The 19,464-nt window shown below is 47.3% G+C and carries 15 protein-coding genes; 8 read left to right on the forward strand and 7 right to left on the reverse strand.

Annotated elements, in window-relative coordinates; genetic code table 11:
• Window positions 1-160 precede the first annotated feature (160 nt).
• The 4 genes from GT360_RS20545 to GT360_RS20560 are packed head-to-tail and all read left to right on the forward strand — an operon-like array spanning window position 161 to window position 6,327.
• Complete coding sequence (locus tag GT360_RS20545) at window positions 161-1,552, forward strand: HlyD family type I secretion periplasmic adaptor subunit (RefSeq protein ID WP_164650797.1); 1,392 nt, start codon at window positions 161-163, stop codon at window positions 1,550-1,552.
• Between the two features lie 23 nt (window positions 1,553-1,575).
• Window positions 1,576-2,262, forward strand: a complete 687-nt coding sequence (locus GT360_RS20550; protein ID WP_164650798.1) for a transglutaminase-like cysteine peptidase — start codon at window positions 1,576-1,578, stop codon at window positions 2,260-2,262.
• Window positions 2,263-2,267: 5 nt separating this feature from the next.
• Complete coding sequence (locus GT360_RS20555) at window positions 2,268-4,181, forward strand: bifunctional diguanylate cyclase/phosphodiesterase (protein WP_164650799.1); 1,914 nt, start codon at window positions 2,268-2,270, stop codon at window positions 4,179-4,181.
• A gap of 31 nt (window positions 4,182-4,212) precedes the next feature.
• Window positions 4,213-6,327: a type I secretion system permease/ATPase gene (locus GT360_RS20560; RefSeq protein ID WP_164650800.1), complete on the forward strand. Its 2,115-nt coding sequence runs from the start codon at window positions 4,213-4,215 to the stop codon at window positions 6,325-6,327.
• Window positions 6,328-6,346: 19 nt separating this feature from the next.
• On the opposite strand, the gene GT360_RS20565 is transcribed toward GT360_RS20560, so the two are convergent.
• The gene (locus GT360_RS20565; protein ID WP_164650801.1) at window positions 6,347-7,246 is read right to left on the reverse strand and encodes a LysR family transcriptional regulator; all 900 of its coding nucleotides are present in this window, start codon (window positions 7,244-7,246) and stop codon (window positions 6,347-6,349) included.
• Between the two features lie 154 nt (window positions 7,247-7,400).
• Here GT360_RS20565 and GT360_RS20570 point away from each other — a divergent pair, with 154 nt between their 5' ends.
• Together GT360_RS20570 and GT360_RS20575 are read left to right on the forward strand one after the other, a co-directional pair.
• Window positions 7,401-9,095 carry an L-lactate permease gene (locus GT360_RS20570; protein WP_164650802.1) on the forward strand — a complete coding sequence of 565 codons (1,695 nt, stop codon included), beginning with the start codon at window positions 7,401-7,403 and terminating at the stop codon, window positions 9,093-9,095.
• Between the two features lie 26 nt (window positions 9,096-9,121).
• Window positions 9,122-11,950, forward strand: coding sequence for an FAD-binding and (Fe-S)-binding domain-containing protein (locus GT360_RS20575; RefSeq protein WP_164650803.1), 2,829 nt, complete (start codon window positions 9,122-9,124; stop codon window positions 11,948-11,950).
• A gap of 45 nt (window positions 11,951-11,995) precedes the next feature.
• On the opposite strand, the gene GT360_RS20580 is transcribed toward GT360_RS20575, so the two are convergent.
• The 6 genes from GT360_RS20580 to norR all read right to left on the reverse strand — a co-directional run bounded on the left by GT360_RS20580 (window position 11,996) and on the right by norR (window position 17,590).
• A complete protein-coding gene (locus tag GT360_RS20580) occupies window positions 11,996-12,211 on the reverse strand; it encodes a TIGR02450 family Trp-rich protein (RefSeq protein ID WP_164650804.1) in 216 nt (71 codons plus the stop codon).
• Window positions 12,212-12,222: 11 nt separating this feature from the next.
• Complete coding sequence (locus GT360_RS20585; RefSeq protein ID WP_164650805.1) at window positions 12,223-12,474, reverse strand: TIGR03643 family protein; 252 nt, start codon at window positions 12,472-12,474, stop codon at window positions 12,223-12,225.
• A gap of 121 nt (window positions 12,475-12,595) precedes the next feature.
• Window positions 12,596-13,021, reverse strand: a complete 426-nt coding sequence (locus GT360_RS20590) for a hypothetical protein (protein ID WP_164650806.1) — start codon at window positions 13,019-13,021, stop codon at window positions 12,596-12,598.
• Window positions 13,022-13,148: 127 nt separating this feature from the next.
• Window positions 13,149-14,177 (reverse strand): FAD-binding oxidoreductase, encoded by a 1,029-nt coding sequence (locus GT360_RS20595; RefSeq protein ID WP_164650807.1) that lies wholly within the window; start codon window positions 14,175-14,177, stop codon window positions 13,149-13,151.
• 50 nt (window positions 14,178-14,227) lie between these two features.
• Window positions 14,228-15,889 (reverse strand): hydroxylamine reductase, encoded by a 1,662-nt coding sequence (gene hcp / locus GT360_RS20600; RefSeq protein WP_164650808.1) that lies wholly within the window; start codon window positions 15,887-15,889, stop codon window positions 14,228-14,230.
• A 177-nt stretch (window positions 15,890-16,066) separates the two neighbouring features.
• Window positions 16,067-17,590 carry a nitric oxide reductase transcriptional regulator NorR gene (gene norR, locus GT360_RS20605; RefSeq protein ID WP_164650809.1) on the reverse strand — a complete coding sequence of 508 codons (1,524 nt, stop codon included), beginning with the start codon at window positions 17,588-17,590 and terminating at the stop codon, window positions 16,067-16,069.
• A gap of 272 nt (window positions 17,591-17,862) precedes the next feature.
• Here norR and arfB point away from each other — a divergent pair, with 272 nt between their 5' ends.
• Together arfB and GT360_RS20615 are read left to right on the forward strand one after the other, a co-directional pair.
• Window positions 17,863-18,276, forward strand: coding sequence for an alternative ribosome rescue aminoacyl-tRNA hydrolase ArfB (gene arfB, locus GT360_RS20610; RefSeq protein ID WP_164650810.1), 414 nt, complete (start codon window positions 17,863-17,865; stop codon window positions 18,274-18,276).
• A gap of 101 nt (window positions 18,277-18,377) precedes the next feature.
• The gene (locus GT360_RS20615; protein WP_239502660.1) at window positions 18,378-19,400 is read left to right on the forward strand and encodes a helix-turn-helix domain-containing protein; all 1,023 of its coding nucleotides are present in this window, start codon (window positions 18,378-18,380) and stop codon (window positions 19,398-19,400) included.
• The last annotated feature ends 64 nt before the right edge of the window (window positions 19,401-19,464 follow it).

Raw genomic sequence — 19,464 nt, forward strand, 5'->3', positions numbered from 1 at the left:
CATTGACCAATACGCCTTGGAAAGCCTTAAAGATTGTCCTTAACTAGTGGTAGATTACAAAAATTAACCATCTGGTTTACATTATATTCATCAAATATTTAACATGGCTTAGCCAAACAACTACACTAATAAACAGGCTCATTTCAAGGACTGAAGATTAATGAGTAATGACCGCTTTGATAAGCTCTCCAATACGGAACTCGATTATGTCGACGACAAAACCGCTGCTCTACTGCTCAATACGCCGAGTAGCGCGCGTGTGTTGTTGTGGGTCATTGTGCTGTTTTTTATTGCTGCTGCGGCATGGGCTAGCTGGGCCGAAATAGACAAAGTGACCGTCGGTCAAGGAAAAGTCGTCCCCTCCTCGCAAATACAAGTCGTATCGAACTTAGAAGGTGGTCTAATCAAAGAAATTCTCGTTGCAGAGGGCCAACAAGTGCAGCAAGGGCAGCAATTGCTGTTGCTTGATGACACTCGCTTTCGCTCTGACTTTAAAGAGCGCGAGCAGCAAGTATTGAACCTCAGTGCAACGGTCCAACAACTCTCTGCCTCTATTTCCAGCGTTGAGATCAACGGCGAGTTTGACGATAGGAACTGGCGAGACAATGTGAAAATCTTCACCAACAAGCTCAATTACCCAGAAGCACTTGTCACTGAATCTCCCAACCTAGTCGCTCGCCAGCGTGCCGAGTATATCCAAGGATTAAATGAGCTACGCAGCCAACTTTCTTTAATCGACCAAAAAGTAAAACAGAAGCAACAAGATATTATTGAAGCGCAAGCAAGGGTGAGCAACCTCAGACAGAGCTACAACTTCGCAAGAAAAGAGCTCGAAATCACCAAACCCTTAGCGGATGAAGGTGTCGTGCCGCGCGTAGAGCTGTTAAAGCTTCAGCGTCAGGTCAATGATACCCGCAGAGATATGACGTCTACAGAGCTAAAAATCCCTGTCATCCGCTCGGAGGCACGTGAGGTCATGTTGAGCCGAATCGACGCGGCGCAAAAATTCATTGTCGAGCACCAAGAGTCTCTCAACGAAGCACAAGACCGTTTGTCGGCTATGACAGAATCTGCGGTCGGCCTTGAGGATCGCGTCACTCGAACCACTGTTGTCTCTCCGGTGACCGGAACAGTGAAAACCATCAACGTGAATACGGTCGGTGGGGTAATTCAACCCGGAATGGATATTGTAGAGATTGTTCCAACCGAAGATACCTTGCTTGTGGAAGCAAAAATCGCCCCGCAAGACATCGCCTTCTTAAGACCAGACTTAGCGGCTACCGTTAAATTTAGTGCTTATGACTTCACTAAATACGGAGGCTTAGTCGGGCATCTCGAGCACATCAGTGCAGATACGACTCAAGATGAAGAAGGCAACAGCTTCTATTTGGTGAGAATAAGAACCGAAAGCACAGGATTAGGTGACGATAACGAGCTTCCTATCATCCCCGGTATGACAGCGAGCGTCGATATCATTACAGGTAAAAGAACCGTACTGGACTATCTACTCAAGCCTATCTTGAGCGCACAACAAAATGCACTCAAAGAGTAGTTGGCAAGAGTATTGAGCACGCAATGAAGCAATACACTCACAAGCTGATATCAGGGTTAGCCATTAGTAGCCTACTTACCCTGCTACCACTGGCAAGTGAAGCCCTTAACCGTGAGGAACAGCATTGGGTAGATCTCGTATCAACACATTATGGTCCGCGAGCTGGAAAACGGGTGGAGACATGGCGCTCATTGATGGCAGAACTCAAGCAAGAGCCCGAGCAGGTTCAATTGAGTGAAATTAACCATTTTTTCAATCAAATGAATTTTGTCGATGATATTCGTTTATGGGGTAAGAAAGATTACTGGGCCACCCCACTTGAGTTTCTTGGTAGCAGCGGCGGGGACTGCGAAGATTTTACGATCGCGAAATATTTCTCGTTGTTGGAACTAGGCGTACCCGACAAGAAACTGCGGCTCATTTATGTCAAGGCGATTGAGTTAGACCAGTTCCATATGGTGCTTGCCTATTACTCTAAGCCCAGTGCTGAACCATTAATATTAGACAATTTAGACCCAACAATACGTCGCGCCTCTAAACGGACGGATTTACTCCCCGTTTATAGTTTTAACGGTAAAAATCTGTGGCTAGTCAAGGCACGGCAGAGTCAGTTGGCGGGAGACGCCTCTCGCCTCAAGTTATGGAACGATTTACGTGCTCGTGAACGAGCAGACAAGTTAAACAAACCGATCATTAACTATGATGAGTAGGGAATATGACACTTTATAAACAGCTAGTAGCAGGGATGGTTTCAGTGTTTATGTTGTTGTTGGTTTCAGTGGCTATCATCGAGCTGAGAACCACGCGCAACAATCTAGATCAGCAGCAACGCTCCGAGGTTTACAACACTATCAATACGGTAGGCCTCGCTCTTGCACCCTATTTAGAAAATGAGGATACGGTTGCTGTAGAGTCGGTGATCAATGCGCTCTTTGATGGCAGTACCTACTCCGTAGTGCGACTTATCTTTCTCGAAAGTGGTGAGGAAGTCCTGCGCTCTTACCCAATCAAACCCACCTCTGTCCCAAGCTGGTTTATCAACCTTGAACTGTTTGAAAAAATTCACGAGCAACGTGTCATCACAAGTGGCTGGATGCAGCTCGCCGAAGTTGAGATCGTCAGTCACCCAGGCGAAGCGTATCAGCAGCTTTGGCAAGCGTTTCAGCGTATTTTGATTGCATTCTTTATTGTTTTAGCCATCGGACTAATTGCCATCGCCGTGATTTTGAAACGAGCACTCAAACCGCTCAAACAGATCGTAGTGAAGATGGAGCAGGTGGCGAACAACCACTTTGGTTCTCCGCTCCCACAACCTAATACCAGAGACCTACAGTATGTCGTCCAAGGCATCAACAAGATGTCGGTTCAACTGGAAGAGTCTTTTAAATCGCAAGTTCGTGAGGCCCAGCGCCTGCGAGAGCAAGCATATGTTGATCCTGTATCACAACTTGGCAATCGCAAAATGTTCATGACCCAACTCAATAGTTGGCAAGAAGAAGGTGGGGTGGGTGGCGTTGCTCTGCTTGAAGCAACGTTTATCCAAGATATCTACGATCAAAAGGGCTACCAAGAAGGCGACGAGATGATTCGCGCCGTCGCCAACCAATTATCCAACTCTATCTCCACCAATGATGGCACGATTGCACGCCTCTCCACTGTTGAACTCGCCTTTATCTTCCCAAGCGCTGACGAGTCAGAACTGCGCCTATTTGCCGACAGCATCATTAACTACGTACAAAGTGTCAATCCCGACCCTACCGCAACGGCAGCACTGCCATTATCATTGGGGGTTGTTGTAAGCAATAGCAAACGTTCCGCGACTCAAGTGCTCTCTCAACTGGATAATGCCGTAGCCAATGCCAAGAGTCACCCTGATCAGCCTTACCATATAATTGAGCAAGAAACGGCTGGCAGTGCGATGGGTAAGCTGCAGTGGAAGACTCTGGTTGAGGAAGCCATTAACAATGAGTGGTTTGACTTTAGGTTCCAAGCCGCCAATGACAGTTGGGGTAACACTTTTCACCGAGAAGTGTTCACTGCCATTGTCAAAGGTGAAGAGCGCTACACAGCAAATCAATACCTATTTGCGCTGGAGCAGCTTAAATCCACGAGCAAATTCGATCAATACGTGATTGAGACCGTCGTCGAAAAGCTTGAGCTTGGTGAATATGAAGAGCCTATTGCCATTAATATCTCCCCAGCCAGTGTCGAAGAAGCAAGCTTCCTACGCTGGATAAGTCACAAACTCAGCAAGCACAGAAAAGTCGCAGCACGACTTCACTTTGAACTGCCAGAGCGCTGTTTCGTTCAAACCCCTCACTTTGCCGCTTTGTTCTGTAATGCTGTGAAAGCAGCCGGTGCTCACTTTGGCGTAGATAATTATGGGCGCAACTTTAAAGCTTTAGAGTATTTAAGTGAGTTCTCACCGTCCTATGTCAAGTTAGATTACCTGTTTACCCATAACCTTGATGATGAACAGCAAAAATACACACTAACCTCTATCTCTAGAACCGCACACAACCTTGGCATAAAAACGATTGCCTCTCGGGTGGAAACACAAACACAGCTGGACTTCTTATCAGAGCACTTTGTTGATGTTTTCCAAGGTTTTATTGTGGATAGTCAGTAAGTTATGAGCAAAATTAAAAGGTAAGCTAACCATGCAAGACCCACTACTAAATTCGCTCATTTATGTCAGTCGATATTATGGGCTCGCCAACTCACCAGAAGCGCTGATCAATGGACTGCCACTTACCGATGGCCGTCTAACTCCCTTCTTATTCCCTCGCTCGGCAGAAAGAGCCGGATTGGTGGCAAGAGAAAACCGCAGCTCTCTGCAAGAGATATCGGCCTTAGTCCTGCCTGTTGTGCTGCTCCTCAAAGGAGGCGATGCGTGTGTTCTTAACTCTATTAACAATGAGAAGAACGAAGCGGAAGTGATCAATAGTGAGTCTGGGTTGGCGCCGATTTCTATTCCGTTAGAAGACTTACAAGAGCAATACAGCGGCCGATATTTTTTAGTCAAAAAGCAGTTTCGCTATGATGAGCGCTCACCCGAGGTACTAAACACCAAAGAGGGTCACTGGTTCTGGAGCACTTTGTGGCAATCAAAAAAAATCTATCGCGACGTGCTGATTGCATCGATATTTATTAACCTTTTTGCCATTGCCGCTCCGATGTTCACCCGTATCGTGTACGACAAAGTGGTCCCAAACCTCGCTTTTGAAACTTTGTGGGTACTCGCCAGTGGTGTGTTTGTTATCTTCTTCTTTGACCTGTTCTTAAAGCTACTCAGAAGTTACTTTATTGATGTTGCAGGGAAAAAATCGGATATTTTGATATCTTCCAAACTCTTCAGCAAAGTGCTGGGAATACGTATGGAAGCGAAGCCCGCCTCTGTGGGTGCTTTTGCTCGTCATCTACAAGAGTTTGAATCTATTCGTGAATTTTTTACTTCTGCCACCATCTCTTCATTAATCGATCTTCCTTTCGCGATCCTTTTCTTGATCTTGATTTGGCTAATGGCGGGCGATCTCGTTTATGTTCCTTTGGCTGGCGTGATCATTTTGATGATCTATTCACTGCTGATCCAAGGCCCACTCAAGCGTGCGATCGAAGAGGGATCGCGCCTCGCCTCACAAAAATACGCTAATTTGATCGAGAGTCTCGCGGGGCTAGAAACACTCAAGTTGTTTGGCGCACAAAGTCAGTATCAATATCGCTGGGAAGAAGCGGTTGCCCACATGGCGAACTGGAACATCAAAAGCCGCCGTATCACAGATGGCATTCAAAACGCGGCTGGGTTTGTCCAGCAAGCCTGTAGTGTAGGTATGATCATTGTGGGTGTTTATCTTATCGCCCGAGGTGACCTCACGATGGGCGGACTGATTGCAGCCACCATGTTAAGTAGTCGTGCGATTGGACCCATGGTGCAACTATCGCTTCTCTCTACACGTTACAATCAAGCCAAATCATCAATGACCATTATCGAGCAGGTCATGGAGATGCCAGATGAGCAAGAAGAGGGCAAACGCTATGTGCACCGCCCGATTATTCAAGGCCGCATTGAGCTGGATAAAGTCTCGTTTAGCTACCCTGAAGCACAAGTCGCCTCGATTCGTGATGTAAGCCTCATCATTGAACCAGGTGAAAAGGTTGCGATTATCGGACGAATAGGCTCAGGAAAAACCACATTAGAACGATTGATCATGGGGCTATATAAACCTAAAGAAGGCAGTGTTCGTATCGATGATACCGATATTGAGCAGCTTCACCATATTGATATTCGTCGCAATATTGGTTGTGTTCCACAAGATAGCCAGCTCTTTTTTGGTTCAATCCGCGACAACATCACCTTAGGTCGTCCTCTTTCTGACGACCGAGACGTAATGGATGCAGCAAACCGCGCTGGCGTGACGCAGTTTACTCAACAAGACCCCGCCGGTCTTGAGCGCCAAGTCGGTGAAGGTGGCGCATTGTTATCTGGAGGTCAACGCCAGGCTGTGACCATTGCTCGTGCCCTTCTAGGCCGTCCACCTGTTTTACTGATGGATGAACCCACCAGCGCAATGGATAACCGCTCTGAGATGCAGATCAAGCATCAATTATCGCAGCTCAAGTCACACGAAACGCTGATTTTGATTACGCATAAGATGTCGATGCTCGATATCGTCGATCGGGTTATTGTGATGGAAAAAGGATTAATCATTGCGGATGGTCCGAAATCACAGGTGCTCAACGATCTGAAAAACGGCAAAGTCAGAGCAGTGAACTAAGAAGGTGAAGGCTTTCACGCTAAAAATAGTCGCCAATCTGTGAATATCGATGTTTGATATGTTCAATCAGCTTGGTGACTTTTTTTAGCGGATGTCGACTATAGGGGTAGACGGCATAGATCCCAAGTCGTTTACCTACTTGGTCTGGCAGCAGATCGACGAGATCACCTTTTTGAATATCGTGGTACACCAAGCACCGTGGAACATACGCAACGCCATACCCCCCAAGCGCCGCTTTTCTCAATGCCCCCGCGGTATCCGTCGAAAAATTACCCGAGATTCGTAAAATGTAGTGCCTATCCCCGTCCTTGAACTGCCAATCTGCTGCACCTGTGGCTTGATAGGCGTAGAGCAGACAATTGTGTTCCAGCAAGTCTTGTGGCAATAAGGGGCGTCCATGCTGTGCGATATATTTCGGTGAAGCGCACACCACCCACTGAGAGTCAATAAGATGACGTGCAATCAGCGTTGAGTCCTCTAAATGCCCGGTACGAACCACCAGGTCATAACCATCTTCTATCAAATCAACAAAGCGATTGTTGAGAGACATGTCTACGGTCAGTCCTGGATGCATGCTGCAAAACTCCGCCACAGCATCGGCTAACACCAAATCGCCAGAGATAGTGGGTACAGACATCTTAATATGCCCTGTCATAGACTGTCCCAAGTCTAACACCGCCTCTTGAACCGCCTCCGTGGCTAACTTCACATTCTTCGCACCTTGATAAAGCGTTTCGCCAGCCTCAGTTAAACTCAACTTGCGGGTTGTTCGATACAAAAGCTGTATACCAAGCTCATCCTCTAACTTACCGATTCGTTTACTAACTACTGAATTTGTCAGGTTATTTTGCTCAGCAACACGAGTGAAACTCCCAAGATCAACGACTTGGGTAAACAAAATCAAATCATCAGCGCGCATTTATTTGTCCAATTTTGGAATTAATCTTTTTCATTATTTCCATATATTCCAAAAATAGAAAGGAGTACCGTCACAAACCATTAACAAAAACCACCCATACCAATAGCGTTCAATAATAACAACCATGGACGTTTGCTTGTACGAGGAAGTACTCATGAATGACACCCTACTCGCGCTGATTGCGTTTTCACCAATCGTCGTCGCGGCCATATTATTAGTCGGTCTAAACTGGCCAGCCAAGCGAGCGATGCCTGTCGCTTTTACATTAACCGTCATCATTGCACTGTTCTTTTGGGATATGTCTGCCACCCGAGTGATTGCCTCGACACTACAAGGGCTTGGAATTACATCGGCAGTGCTGTGGATCGTGTTTGGCGCTATCTTTTTGCTTAATACACTCAAACAGACTGGTGCGATCTCAACCATACGCAGCGGTTTCATTAACATATCTCCCGACAGACGTGTTCAAGCCATCATCATCGCTTGGTGCTTCGGCTCATTTATTGAAGGGGCGTCAGGGTTCGGCACCCCAGCTGCTATCGCCGCTCCTTTACTGGTGGCTATCGGTTTTCCGGCACTTGCAGCGGTGCTAATGGGGATGATGATTCAATCTACACCCGTTTCGTTTGGTGCCGTTGGTACACCTATCATCGTTGGTGTGAACAAAGGATTGGATACCCATGGAATTAGCGCAACGTTGACGCAAAATGGCTCCAACTGGGACGTCTACCTGCAGCAAATCACCTCTAGTGTGGCCATCATTCATGCCCTTGTCGGCACTCTCATTCCGGTGTTGATGGCGATGATGCTGACCCGCTTCTTTGGTAAAAACCGCAGTTGGACCGAAGGATTAGACATTCTACCGTTCGCCTTATTTTCGGGCGTTGCTTTTACTCTTCCATATGCCTTCACTGGTGTGCTGCTGGGCCCAGAATTTCCATCCCTGATTGGCGGTCTGACCGGGCTTGCGGTCGTCATTACTGCCGCAAGAGCCGGCTTTCTCGTCCCTGAAAAAGCTTGGGACTTCGAATCAAAGGATAAATGGCCAAAAGAGTGGCTCGGCTCTTTGAAAATAGACTTGAACGATAGCCAACGTAAACCCATGAACATGGCTCTTGCATGGGCACCATATCTATTGCTTGCCCTCGTATTAGTCGCTAGCCGAGTCAGCCCAGAATTTAAAGACCTACTCAAGCAAATCAGCCTCTCCTTTAGCAACATTTTAGGTGAGACAGGCATCTCAACCACACTTCAACCTATGTATCTACCAGGTGGCATATTGGTACTCGTCGCATTGGTCGCCATACTGATTCAAAAAGGCCGCTTCCAACATCTTAAATCGGCCTTCACGGAATCAAGCAAGACACTCATCGGCGCGGGGTTTGTGCTGTTATTTACTATTCCAATGGTCCGTATTTTCATTAACTCAGGCATCAATGGAGCCGACTTAGCGAGCATGCCCGTCACGACGGCAAATTTCGCTGCAGGTTTAGTGGGTGAAGCTTTTCCTATGCTCAGTGCCACCATCGGCGCGCTTGGCGCATTCATTGCTGGGTCAAACACCGTCTCCAACATGATGTTCAGCCAATTTCAATTTGAGGTCGCGCAGACCTTATCAATATCAACGGCTATCGTTGTCGCACTACAAGCTGTTGGTGCTGCGGCTGGCAATATGATTGCCATTCACAATGTGGTGGCGGCTTCAGCGACTGTTGGGCTGCTTGGTCAAGAAGGTGCGACGCTGCGCAAAACAGTTCTGCCAACAATCTACTACCTTGTAATGACAGGATTAATTGGTGTTGCTGTGATCTATGGTATTGGCATCACCGATGCACTAATGACTCGTTGATTGATAACGCATATAAAGGACGTTCTATGAGCAACGCTATCTATCAAAACTTAGCCGACCTACTAAGCCAGAAGCTTTCTAAAGAGCAGATCATCACTGACCCGAATCTGCGTATGGCCTATGGCACCGATGCAAGCTTCTATCGTTTGATCCCACAGCTGATTGTTCGCTTGGCGAGCATCGACGAGGTTATTTTTACCATCCAGATGTGTGCCCACGTTGGCGTGGCCTATACTTTTCGTGCAGCAGGGACAAGCCTATCGGGTCAGGCAGTCTCTGATTCGGTACTTATCACCCTCACCGATGATTGGCGCAATCACGAAATCATTGATGCCGGACGCCAGATTCGGCTTCAGCCGGGCGTCATTGGCGCAGACGCCAACAAGTATTTAGCACCTTATCAGCGCAAAATCGGCCCAGACCCCGCTTCCATCAACACTTGCAAAGTGGGCGGTATCGCAGCAAACAATGCCAGTGGAATGTGTTGTGGTACCGCACAAAACTCCTACCACACCATAGCGGCTATGAAGTTGGTTCTACATGATGGGACGTTTCTCGATACTGGCGACGAGCAGAGTATCGCTGACTTCAGAGTGAGTCATGCGCAACTCCTTGCTGCGCTCTCTGGACTGCATCACAAAGTTGCCCACAATCCAGAGCTTAAGCAGCGCATAGAACACAAATACCGACTCAAAAATACCACAGGCTATGCGCTCAATGCGCTTGTGGACTATCATGACCCAATCGAGATATTAACCCACCTCATGATTGGGTCTGAAGGAACACTGGGGTTTATCGCCGAAGTCACCTACAACACCGTCATTGAACATAGTCACAAAGCCAGTACTTTTTTGGTGTTTAGCGACATTGAAACCGCCTCGAAGGCCGTCAGTGTGCTCGCAAACAGCTCAGTAGCTGCCGTTGAAATGATGGATGGCCGTGCGCTGCGCTCTGTCGCTGATAAGCCGGGCATGCCTGACTTTATGCCAACCCTATCAATCGATGCGTCGGCACTGCTGATTGAAATTCACGCAAGCGATGAACAAGAGCTTGCTTATAAGCGCCAGCAGGTGGCGGCTCAGCTTGAGTCTTTCCGCATTATTGAGTCGGTCACTTTCACTCAAGATCCAACCACGGTCGCTACGTTATGGGGTATCCGCAAAGGTATGTTCCCTGCGGTTGGAGCCGTGCGCGAGGTGGGAACAACCGTGGTGATTGAGGATGTCGCCTTCCCCGTTGAGCACCTCGCCGAGGGGGTGAGAGATCTTCAGCGACTATTTGAAAAGTACCACTATGACGAAGCGATCATCTTTGGCCATGCTCTGGAGGGAAACTTACACTTTGTGTTCACACAAGGCTTTGAGAGCGAGAGCGAAATCGCTCGCTATGGCCGCTTCATGGATGATATTGCTGCACTCGTCGCCGGTAAATACCAGGGTTCGTTAAAAGCGGAACACGGCACGGGACGCAACATGTCTCCCTATGTCGAACTGGAGTGGGGTCAAGACGGTTATCAGCTTATGCAGCAAATCAAACGCATTTTCGACCCCAACGGGCTGCTTAATCCTGGTGTCATTATCAACTCAGATGATCAAGCACACCTAAAAAACCTCAAACCTATGCCTCAAGCAGATGACATTGTTGATCGCTGTATCGAATGCGGTTTCTGTGAGCCTGTATGCCCATCGAAAGGCCTGACGCTAACACCGCGTCAGCGTATCGTCCTCTATCGAGAGCTCTCTGAGCGTAAGCGGAAAAACGACGAAACTACTCAACTGGAAAAGACCTTTCAATATCAGGGAGTAGACACCTGTGCAGCCACTGGGTTGTGTGCCGAGCGCTGCCCAGTTGGGATCAATACCGGCGATCTCATGAAGCAGTTGCGTCAAGACCAATACCAAAAGTTTCAACCGATTGCCCGATGGACAGCACAGCACTTCTCTGCGACAACAAAGCTGGTCACCACTGGACTGAAAATCAACAGAGTATTGACACGCCTGATAGGCGATAAACGCATGGACAGCACGATCAATGGATTAAGGAAATGGACGGGTAACCGCACGCCGGGCTGGCTAAAAGAGACGCCACAGGCCAATCATCACATCATCACTAATCATCTCGTTAATCAGCATCAGGAAGACACTGAGAAGAGGGTTGTCTATATGCCCTCCTGTGCCAGTCGTAGCATGGGGCAGCAAACGGATGCCCAAGACCAACGTCCACTTACCCAAGTGACCTTATCGCTTCTAGAGAAAGCTGGCTATCACATCATCATCCCACAGCAGCTCAGTGAATTGTGTTGTGGTATGCCTTATGACAGCAAAGGAATGATCGACATCGCACAATCGAAATCGCAGCAACTCGAAGCGCAATTGTGGCAGGCAAGCGATCAAGGAAGATACCCAATATTGATGGATACCAGCCCCTGCTCCAAGCGCTCAAAAGAGCAGTTTACGCGCCCATTGAACATATTCGAGCCGGTGGGGTTTGTGAATCAATTCTTGCTCTCTGAGCTGGAGATTACCCCAAAAAATGAGAGCGTACTGCTACACATAACCTGCAGCGCTCGAAAGATGGGGCTCGTCAATGACATGCTTAGCCTCGCCAACCGCTGTGTAAGCCATGTGATCGTTCCAGAGCACATAGAGTGTTGTGGCTGGGCGGGAGATAAGGGATTCACCACACCGGAACTCAACAACAACGCGCTTACCCCTCTCAGGGAGCAAGTACCTAAAGAGGTGACGCGCGGATTTAGCAACAGTCGTACGTGTGAAATAGGCCTATCCCACCATAGTGGTGTGCCTTACCAATCCATTCTCTACTTGGTCGATGAAGTGAGTACCGCCAAAGTATAAGAAAGTCTAAAGGGACGCCCGTCACTTTAGACAAGGTGCGCGTCCCTATTTCCAACCCTGTAGCCAGTTATCTCGGCTCTTTAGTTGCGTCCAGTCAATCGAATATTCACGATCAGACAGCACTGCTTCCAAGATACACAGCACCACTTTCCCTTCCTCATCATAGTCAACCTCCGTCACCATAAAGTGTTTTTCCCTGTTTTGCGGCTCCACTGCCGTCCATTTGCTATGAAGTAACTTCTTTGGGTTGATTCTGTTCATGCTGACCTCATTTAGCGATGTTTATATTGTGTCGGACAGTAGCCTCTTACCACATCAGACAAGCGCATTTTGTTGTGTTTCGTTCTTCTACCTGATACTCGGCTGCGCCAAAGCTTAAAACTTCTCGGTTTGAGATTCAGTCGCATAAACTGAATTACACTGCGCTCGTCCATACCAAACTGAGCCTCTATCGCCTCAAAGGGCGTCCGATCTTCCCATGCCATCTCAATAATTCTTGAGGTCTCCGCCGCATCAATGCTCATGCTTATCTCCTTGCGAATAAACTTACCGAATCTATACGCATCCGATAAGCAATCGGATTTTTGGCATAAAAAAAGTGCCGACCTTCGCCAGCACTTTTACGATTATTGCTAAACATTCAATTTACATAGAGCACTCTGTCGACTCTTCACCCTGCTCGACACCCTCTTCAATCACATCTGCGGCCTGCTCGTTTTGAATTGACGCCAGCAGCTTATCAATCACACCCTGTGCAGTGACATCCGATGTTGAAGCCACCAGACAGCTGTACGCATTCGCTAGCTTATCTTTGACGGCTGCCACCGCTTCCATGTCACTAAAATCGGTGTTAAGCACCTCTTGTACAGAGGCGGTAAGGGCCTCAACCTGCTCCCCTGCACTTCCGAACTGATCTAGATTGAGACTCTCCATATCAAAAGACTCCACCTTCTCTTGCATATCACCCACAAGCTGAGTGGCAGACTCTTTTGCCTCATCAATCGCTTTCGCTGAATCTTCACAAGCGGAAAGAGCGAATACCATCCCAAACGCCACGATAAATCTATTCATAGTGATCCCTTTTGCTGCTCGAATGAGTTATTTAAAGATAGCAGGAGTTTGTAAGGTACGAGTTAGACTTGGCGATGGATCGACGAGAAAAGGGTAGGCAGAGTTTTTAGTTCTGCCTATTACTTAACTAAAGGGCAACTTCTACGTCGCTCTGAATTTGAGAAGAGCAAGCCAATGTATAACCTTGTGCGATCTCTTCTTCTGTCAGAGTTTCGGTGCTGGTGCGAATGACTTCACCTTTAGTGACTTGGCATTTGCACGAACCACACATACCGCTTCGACAAGCAATGATGATCGGCACACCGCTCTCTTCTAGCACATCAGCCAATATCGCACCTTGTGCCACTTTTTTAGCCACACCAAACGCCGGCACGTCAAACTGCACAACACCACTGGCATCAGGCAAAGCTTCTGCTTGTGTTGGCGTAAAACTTTCTTGGAAAAAGTCATCCGCAGCAACACCCAATTCTTCGGCAAACTGAGCCATATCTTGCATAAATTGCGCTGGGCCGCACAAATACACCGTTCGTTCAGCAATATCTGGGCACAGAGACTTCAGCCAGTCCTTATCAAGACGCCCTTGCGCATGACGAGTACCACGATTGTCTTTCAACAATAGTTGCAGGTTAAAGTTAGAGTGCTGATTGTCGAGGAGCTCTAACTCCTCTAAATAAATCGTCTGTTCCGGCGTTTTCGCCATGTGGATAAATGTCATATCCACTTGCGCTTTGTCACGTAGCCAAGTTTTAGCCATTGACATCACTGGAGTGATACCACAACCCGCACTTAACATTAACACTTTAGGCTTTGCTACACAGTCGACATGATTAAATGGCCCTGTCGGCGCTAGTGCTGAAAGTCGTTCACCTGTGACTAACTGCTCAACAAAATAAGTAGAAACCAAACCATCAGGCACGAGCTTGATAGTGAGCTTAAGAAAGCACTCCCCAGGCATTGAGCTGATTGAATAGGCGCGATACTCCATTTTTCCATTTAACTCTAAACCGAGAGAGATGAACTGCCCTGGCTTGAAGTTAAAAGGGGTATCGGGAGATTGAGGGTAGACCAGCTTAATGCTGACCGTATCTGCTGTTTCCTGCCACTTATCGACGCATTGCAACAACAGGGGCTGGTTATTATTCCATTCACTGAACATGGTAAGGACTCGGTAAAAGCCCAATCTCACGAAGATTGGGCTATCAATGGTTAGGCGGCAAGAATCGTTTTTAGATCGTCTTCGACGTTAGTAATGCTGCGCATGTCAAACTTATCTTGAATGATCTTGATGAGGTTGTCTGTCAAGAACGCAGGGGCCGTCGGACCGGTATAAATGCCCTTCACACCCAAGGCAAACAGTGTCAGTAGGATAACAATTGCTTTTTGTTCAAACCAAGACAGTACCAAAGTTAATGGCAGCTCATTGATATCACAATCGAACTCTTGCGATAAGGCGATAGCTAACTGGATAGCCGAGTAAGCATCGTTACACTGACCAACATCAAGCAGGCGAGGGATACCGTTAATATCACCAAACTCATTTTTATTAAAACGGAACTTACCACATGCCAAGGTCAGGATAAGTGAATCTTCAGGTGTGCTTGCTGTGAAATCAGTGTAGTAGCTACGCTCAGCCTTATCGCCATCACAGCCACCCACTAAGAAGAAATGCTTAATATTGCCCGCTTTCACTTGCTCAACAACCGCTGGTGCTGCGTTCATTAGCGCGTTACGACCAAAGCCAACCGTAATCATGTGCTCGATTTCATTGTGCTGGAAACCTGCTAGCGCTTGAGCACATTCGATCACTTGACTGAAGTCGTCTCCTTCAATATGCGCTACACCTGGCCAACCTACGATGCTACGAGTAAACAGTCTGTCAGCGTATTGGCCGATATTCGGGTTCAATAGACAGTTTGAAGTCATCACTATTGCACCGGGGAAGTTAGCAAACTCTTTTTGCTGGTTTTGCCATGCGCTGCCATAGTTGCCCACTAAGTGCGGATATTTGTTCAATTCTGGGTAGCCGTGTGCTGGCAGCATTTCACCGTTGGTATAGACGTTGATGCCCTTACCTTCAGTTTGCTGGAGGATTTTCTCTAGATCGTGCAAGTCGTGACCTGAAACCAAGATACATTTCCCTTTCACTGGCTTCACATTGACCTGTGTTGGCTCTGGGTGACCAAAAGTCTTAGTTTCACCGTGATCCAGCATCTCCATGACCTTGTAGTTCATTAGACCAATTTGCATCGAGCACTCTAGCAGCGCATTGAGATCTTGAGGGTCAGTGCCCAACCAAGCCATGATTTGGTGATACTCAGCGTAAATATCATTGCTGGTCTGCTCTAGTACGCGCGCATGCTCCATATAGGCTGCTGCACCTTTTAGGCCATACAAGCACAACAAGCGAAGGCCAATAACATCTTCACTGATTGTCTCGTAACCGCGGTTAACCGCCACTTGAGGAGCAAAAGCCAAGATCGCCTCAGCGCTCTCTGGCAGTTGGAATTCAGCAACCGCTGGGGTATCCGCCAAGGCTTGATCCGCCAACTTAGCCGCTGCCAGAGTTTGCTCTTTTAGACGAGACTTAAATGCAGCTGCTTTCGCTGTGAAATCTAAAATACGTTCAGGGTCAAAGTTAACGTTAGTCAGTGTCGAGAAGAAGGCTTTAGGCGCCCATTGATTGATTTCGTCATCGACAATATCAAATTGAGCCGCCTGCTGTGCCCAGTAAGAAACCCCTTGAAGGGTATACACAAGAACATCTTGTAGGTCAGATACTTCCGAGGTCTTGCCGCACATACCTTGTGCGAAAGAACACCCTTTAACCGTTGGGGTTTGAATAGTCTGTTCACATTGAATACAGAACATTGCGCTTCTCCAGTCTAAGCAATTTTGCGGGGTGGTCCGCTATTTTTGTTAATACTGGTATTGCACGTGCCGTGCCAAAATCTAAGTAACTGCTTTTATTGAAGAAAACATCAATTCGCAAATGCCGAAGATGTAAAAAAAACAACGCTTTCGATGTACAATTGACAACATACTCTTCTAACTCACACCAAGCTTCTTACCCATTCGATATAGGTTACCTCGGTCCATTTGTAGAAATTCAGCCGCTTTTGACCAAGTTCCATCCGATTTTTCAAGAGCATGTGCAATGAGGTCTTTCTGATACTGCTCAACCAGCCCGCGCATTGGTTGGCTTTCATTAGGTAAATAGTCCGTTGTGTTTTTAACATCAACCAGCTCAACCCCACCAAGATACTGGTGACGGATCATCGTTTCTCCCGCCTGAATCGCACGCAGTGCCGCTCGCGTCAATGTATGCTCTAACTCTCGGACATTACCCGGCCACTGCTGCGACTCTAATGAAGAAAGCGCTTTCGGGTGAATGTGGAGATTCGGCACATGGAACTGATTTCTCACTTTTTCCAACAGATAACCCGCTAACACAGGAATGTCCCCTTCTCGACAACGCAATGGCGGCACCGAAATAGGAAAGACGTTCAGTCGGTGATAGAGATCGGCTCTAAATCGGCCCTCTTCGACCTCTTTATCTAACCTACGGTTAGTGGCGGCAATAATCCGTACATTAACCAACAAGTGCTTATCACTACCTACACGCTGTAGTTCGCCCTGTTGAATAACCCGCAATAACTTGGCTTGTAAGATGAGGGGGAGCTCACCGAGCTCATCAAGGAAAATAGTGCCACCATCGGCCAGCTCAAACTTACCTGCTCGTGAACTATTCGCACCGGTAAACGCCCCTTTAACATGACCGAACAGCTCACTTTCTGCCACCCCCTCCGGCAAGGCCGCGCAATTGACATAAATCATCGGCTTATCACTACGACTCGATTGGGCATGTAAACGGTGTGCCACCAGCTCTTTACCAGTGCCCGTCTCGCCCGTTATCAACACGGCATAGTCCGAGTTAGCAACAGTCACAATGTTATGCCTTAGCTGTTGAATTTGAGGGCTCAAACCAATCAACTCACCTTGCATAGAACGCGCCTGCTGAATCAAGGTTTGAGTGACACTTTTCTGCTTGTTATTCTGGGCTTTCAACGCCTTAACTTGACCAATGTTACGCAGTGTGGCGGCCGCTAACGCCGCAAATGTCTCAATAGTCACTGATTCAATGGCATCAAAAGCTCCAACAGTTAATGAGTCGAGCGTCAAGACGCCCACAAGTTGCCCTTCAACATACAAGCTGCAACCCAAGCAATCATGGACATCAAGCTCAACCTCTTCACTTAGCAACAAACCACTGAACGGGTCAGGCAAATCACAATCCGCACCAAAACGCACAGGCAGGTCACTTTGCATAATGGTTTCTAATCTCGGATGAGCTTTAGGGAAAAAGCGTCGCCCCAACACACTACTACTCAAGCCCTGCACCGCCACAGGCATAAGGAAACCGTCTTGGTCGAGAATGAAAAGTGCACTGGCATCACAAGGAAAGACTTGGTTAATACCATCGATGAGGTATTGGTATTGTGCGTCGCTATCGAGGCTAGAACTTAGGTTTAAAGCAATATCAAGAAGGACTTTGTTGAGGTTTTTGGTCATGAGGGTTGCTAGTAGAGTCAAACTACCACCATGCTAGCAACCTGATGTCATTTTCACATCACCCTATTGGGTAAAGGCTTCATTATGTTGATGCAAATCAACTCATCAAAGCGACAAATTCCTGCCCACATTTTCTAATCTTATTTACAGTGTAAAAGATGATGTGCAGCGCACTTTGTATAGATAAAACAGGCTCAACAAACAAACCTGACCATAGCCAAGGCCTTACATCTACTCTAAACTCAACCCAACTCAAGTAAATAAGACGAATCATGATAAAGCTTTCCAACACTGTCACTATCAATGAATGGGAAATTGAACTCTCTGCCATCAGAGCGATGGGGGCTGGCGGGCAAAATGTAAATAAAGTATCGAGCGCGATCCATTTACGCTTTGACATCAAACGCTCAGCCCTGCCCGATGTGTACAAACAGCGTCTATTAGCGCTCTCTGACTCGCGCATCAACAAGGAAGGGGTCATCATTATCAAGGCGCAGCAGTTTCGAACTCAGGAACAGAACAAGGAAGATGCGCTGAACCGACTCAAAGAGCTGATTTGGGCAGCTATGGTAGTACAGAAAAAACGCAGACCAACCAAACCAACCAAAAGTTCACAACGTAAACGTCTAGACTCCAAAAAGCGCGCTGGTACTACCAAATCACTGCGCAAGAAAGTGAGTTACTAGCGCCTCTGTTTCTGCCGCTTTCCTTTCGCTCAACTCTAGAAAGCTCTACTATATAAAACATAGGGTTATATAACTCACCTCATAGGGAGCGGTGGTTTAGCATGAGCAAAGTGAGCGAAGACATTGCGATTGTCAAAAAAGAAGACGTTGAGTTCTTTATTGACCTATTCAAGGACATTAATAAAGACCTCTATCAACTCCTTCGTGAGGCACGCATACCCAACACCATCAAACACGACGATGCGAACTATCAATACCTGCCAGAATCCACCATCAAGAACTTGATCACCATACTGGGTAACGAAGTTTCACAACAAGATTTTGCCATCAATATCTGGCTAGCGTGTAAGAAAACGTATGTACCGCGTTTTCTTGCCAAATTGGATGCGCCCACCACCGTCCATAATGCACTAAGTCAGTTCTGCGAATATCTGCCGGGTGTCTCATCCGCCGCCAAAGTCTCTATTCAACAGGCAGGAGGACGTTGGTGGCTAATCAGGGAAAAAGCGTTTAGTCACGACTTCTGGTTCCACTATAGTGAGATATTCTCTGTTATTTTTATGAATGAGCTACTGCTTGCGCTTGTGGGCAAAGAGTGGAAAGCGGAAGAAGTTGGGGTTCAAGCTAAGAGTATCGATGACTTCAAGGCTCTTCCCGAGATGGGTAATGCTCAGTTCTATGCACAACGTCCGGTGACGGCATTTTCTATACCAGACAAATTTATGCAAGCGACAGTCAAACTGCCTCCATTAGAAAAAACCGCGAGTGACAACGCGCTACTAGAGCAAGAAAGCACCTTCCTTTCTGTGTTTAAGCTGGTTATAAAACCCTACCTCTCGATGGGAAAGCTATCGATAAAATGGGCCTCAGAAATACTCAACTTACATGTTAGAACGATTCAGCGTCGACTCGATGCCGAAGGCGTCACCTATAAAAAGCTGATTGAAGACATGGTGCTAGAAGAGACGTTAAAGCTGCTACACAATCCCGAGTTCACCATCACAACGATCGCCAGCAAAATGGGTTACTCCGATTCTGCACATTTTACCCGAGCATTTAAGCGCCAAATGAAGATGACGCCCAAGCAATATCGTCACGAGTACCTTTCTCAACGTGAGCCATAATAAAAGTAGGGAGCAAAAAAGGGGCTTCAAGCCCCTTCTAACCTTAGATTCAATCTAACTTAGC

The organism is Vibrio astriarenae (assembly GCF_010587385.1).
GTDB lineage: Bacteria > Pseudomonadota > Gammaproteobacteria > Enterobacterales > Vibrionaceae > Vibrio > Vibrio astriarenae.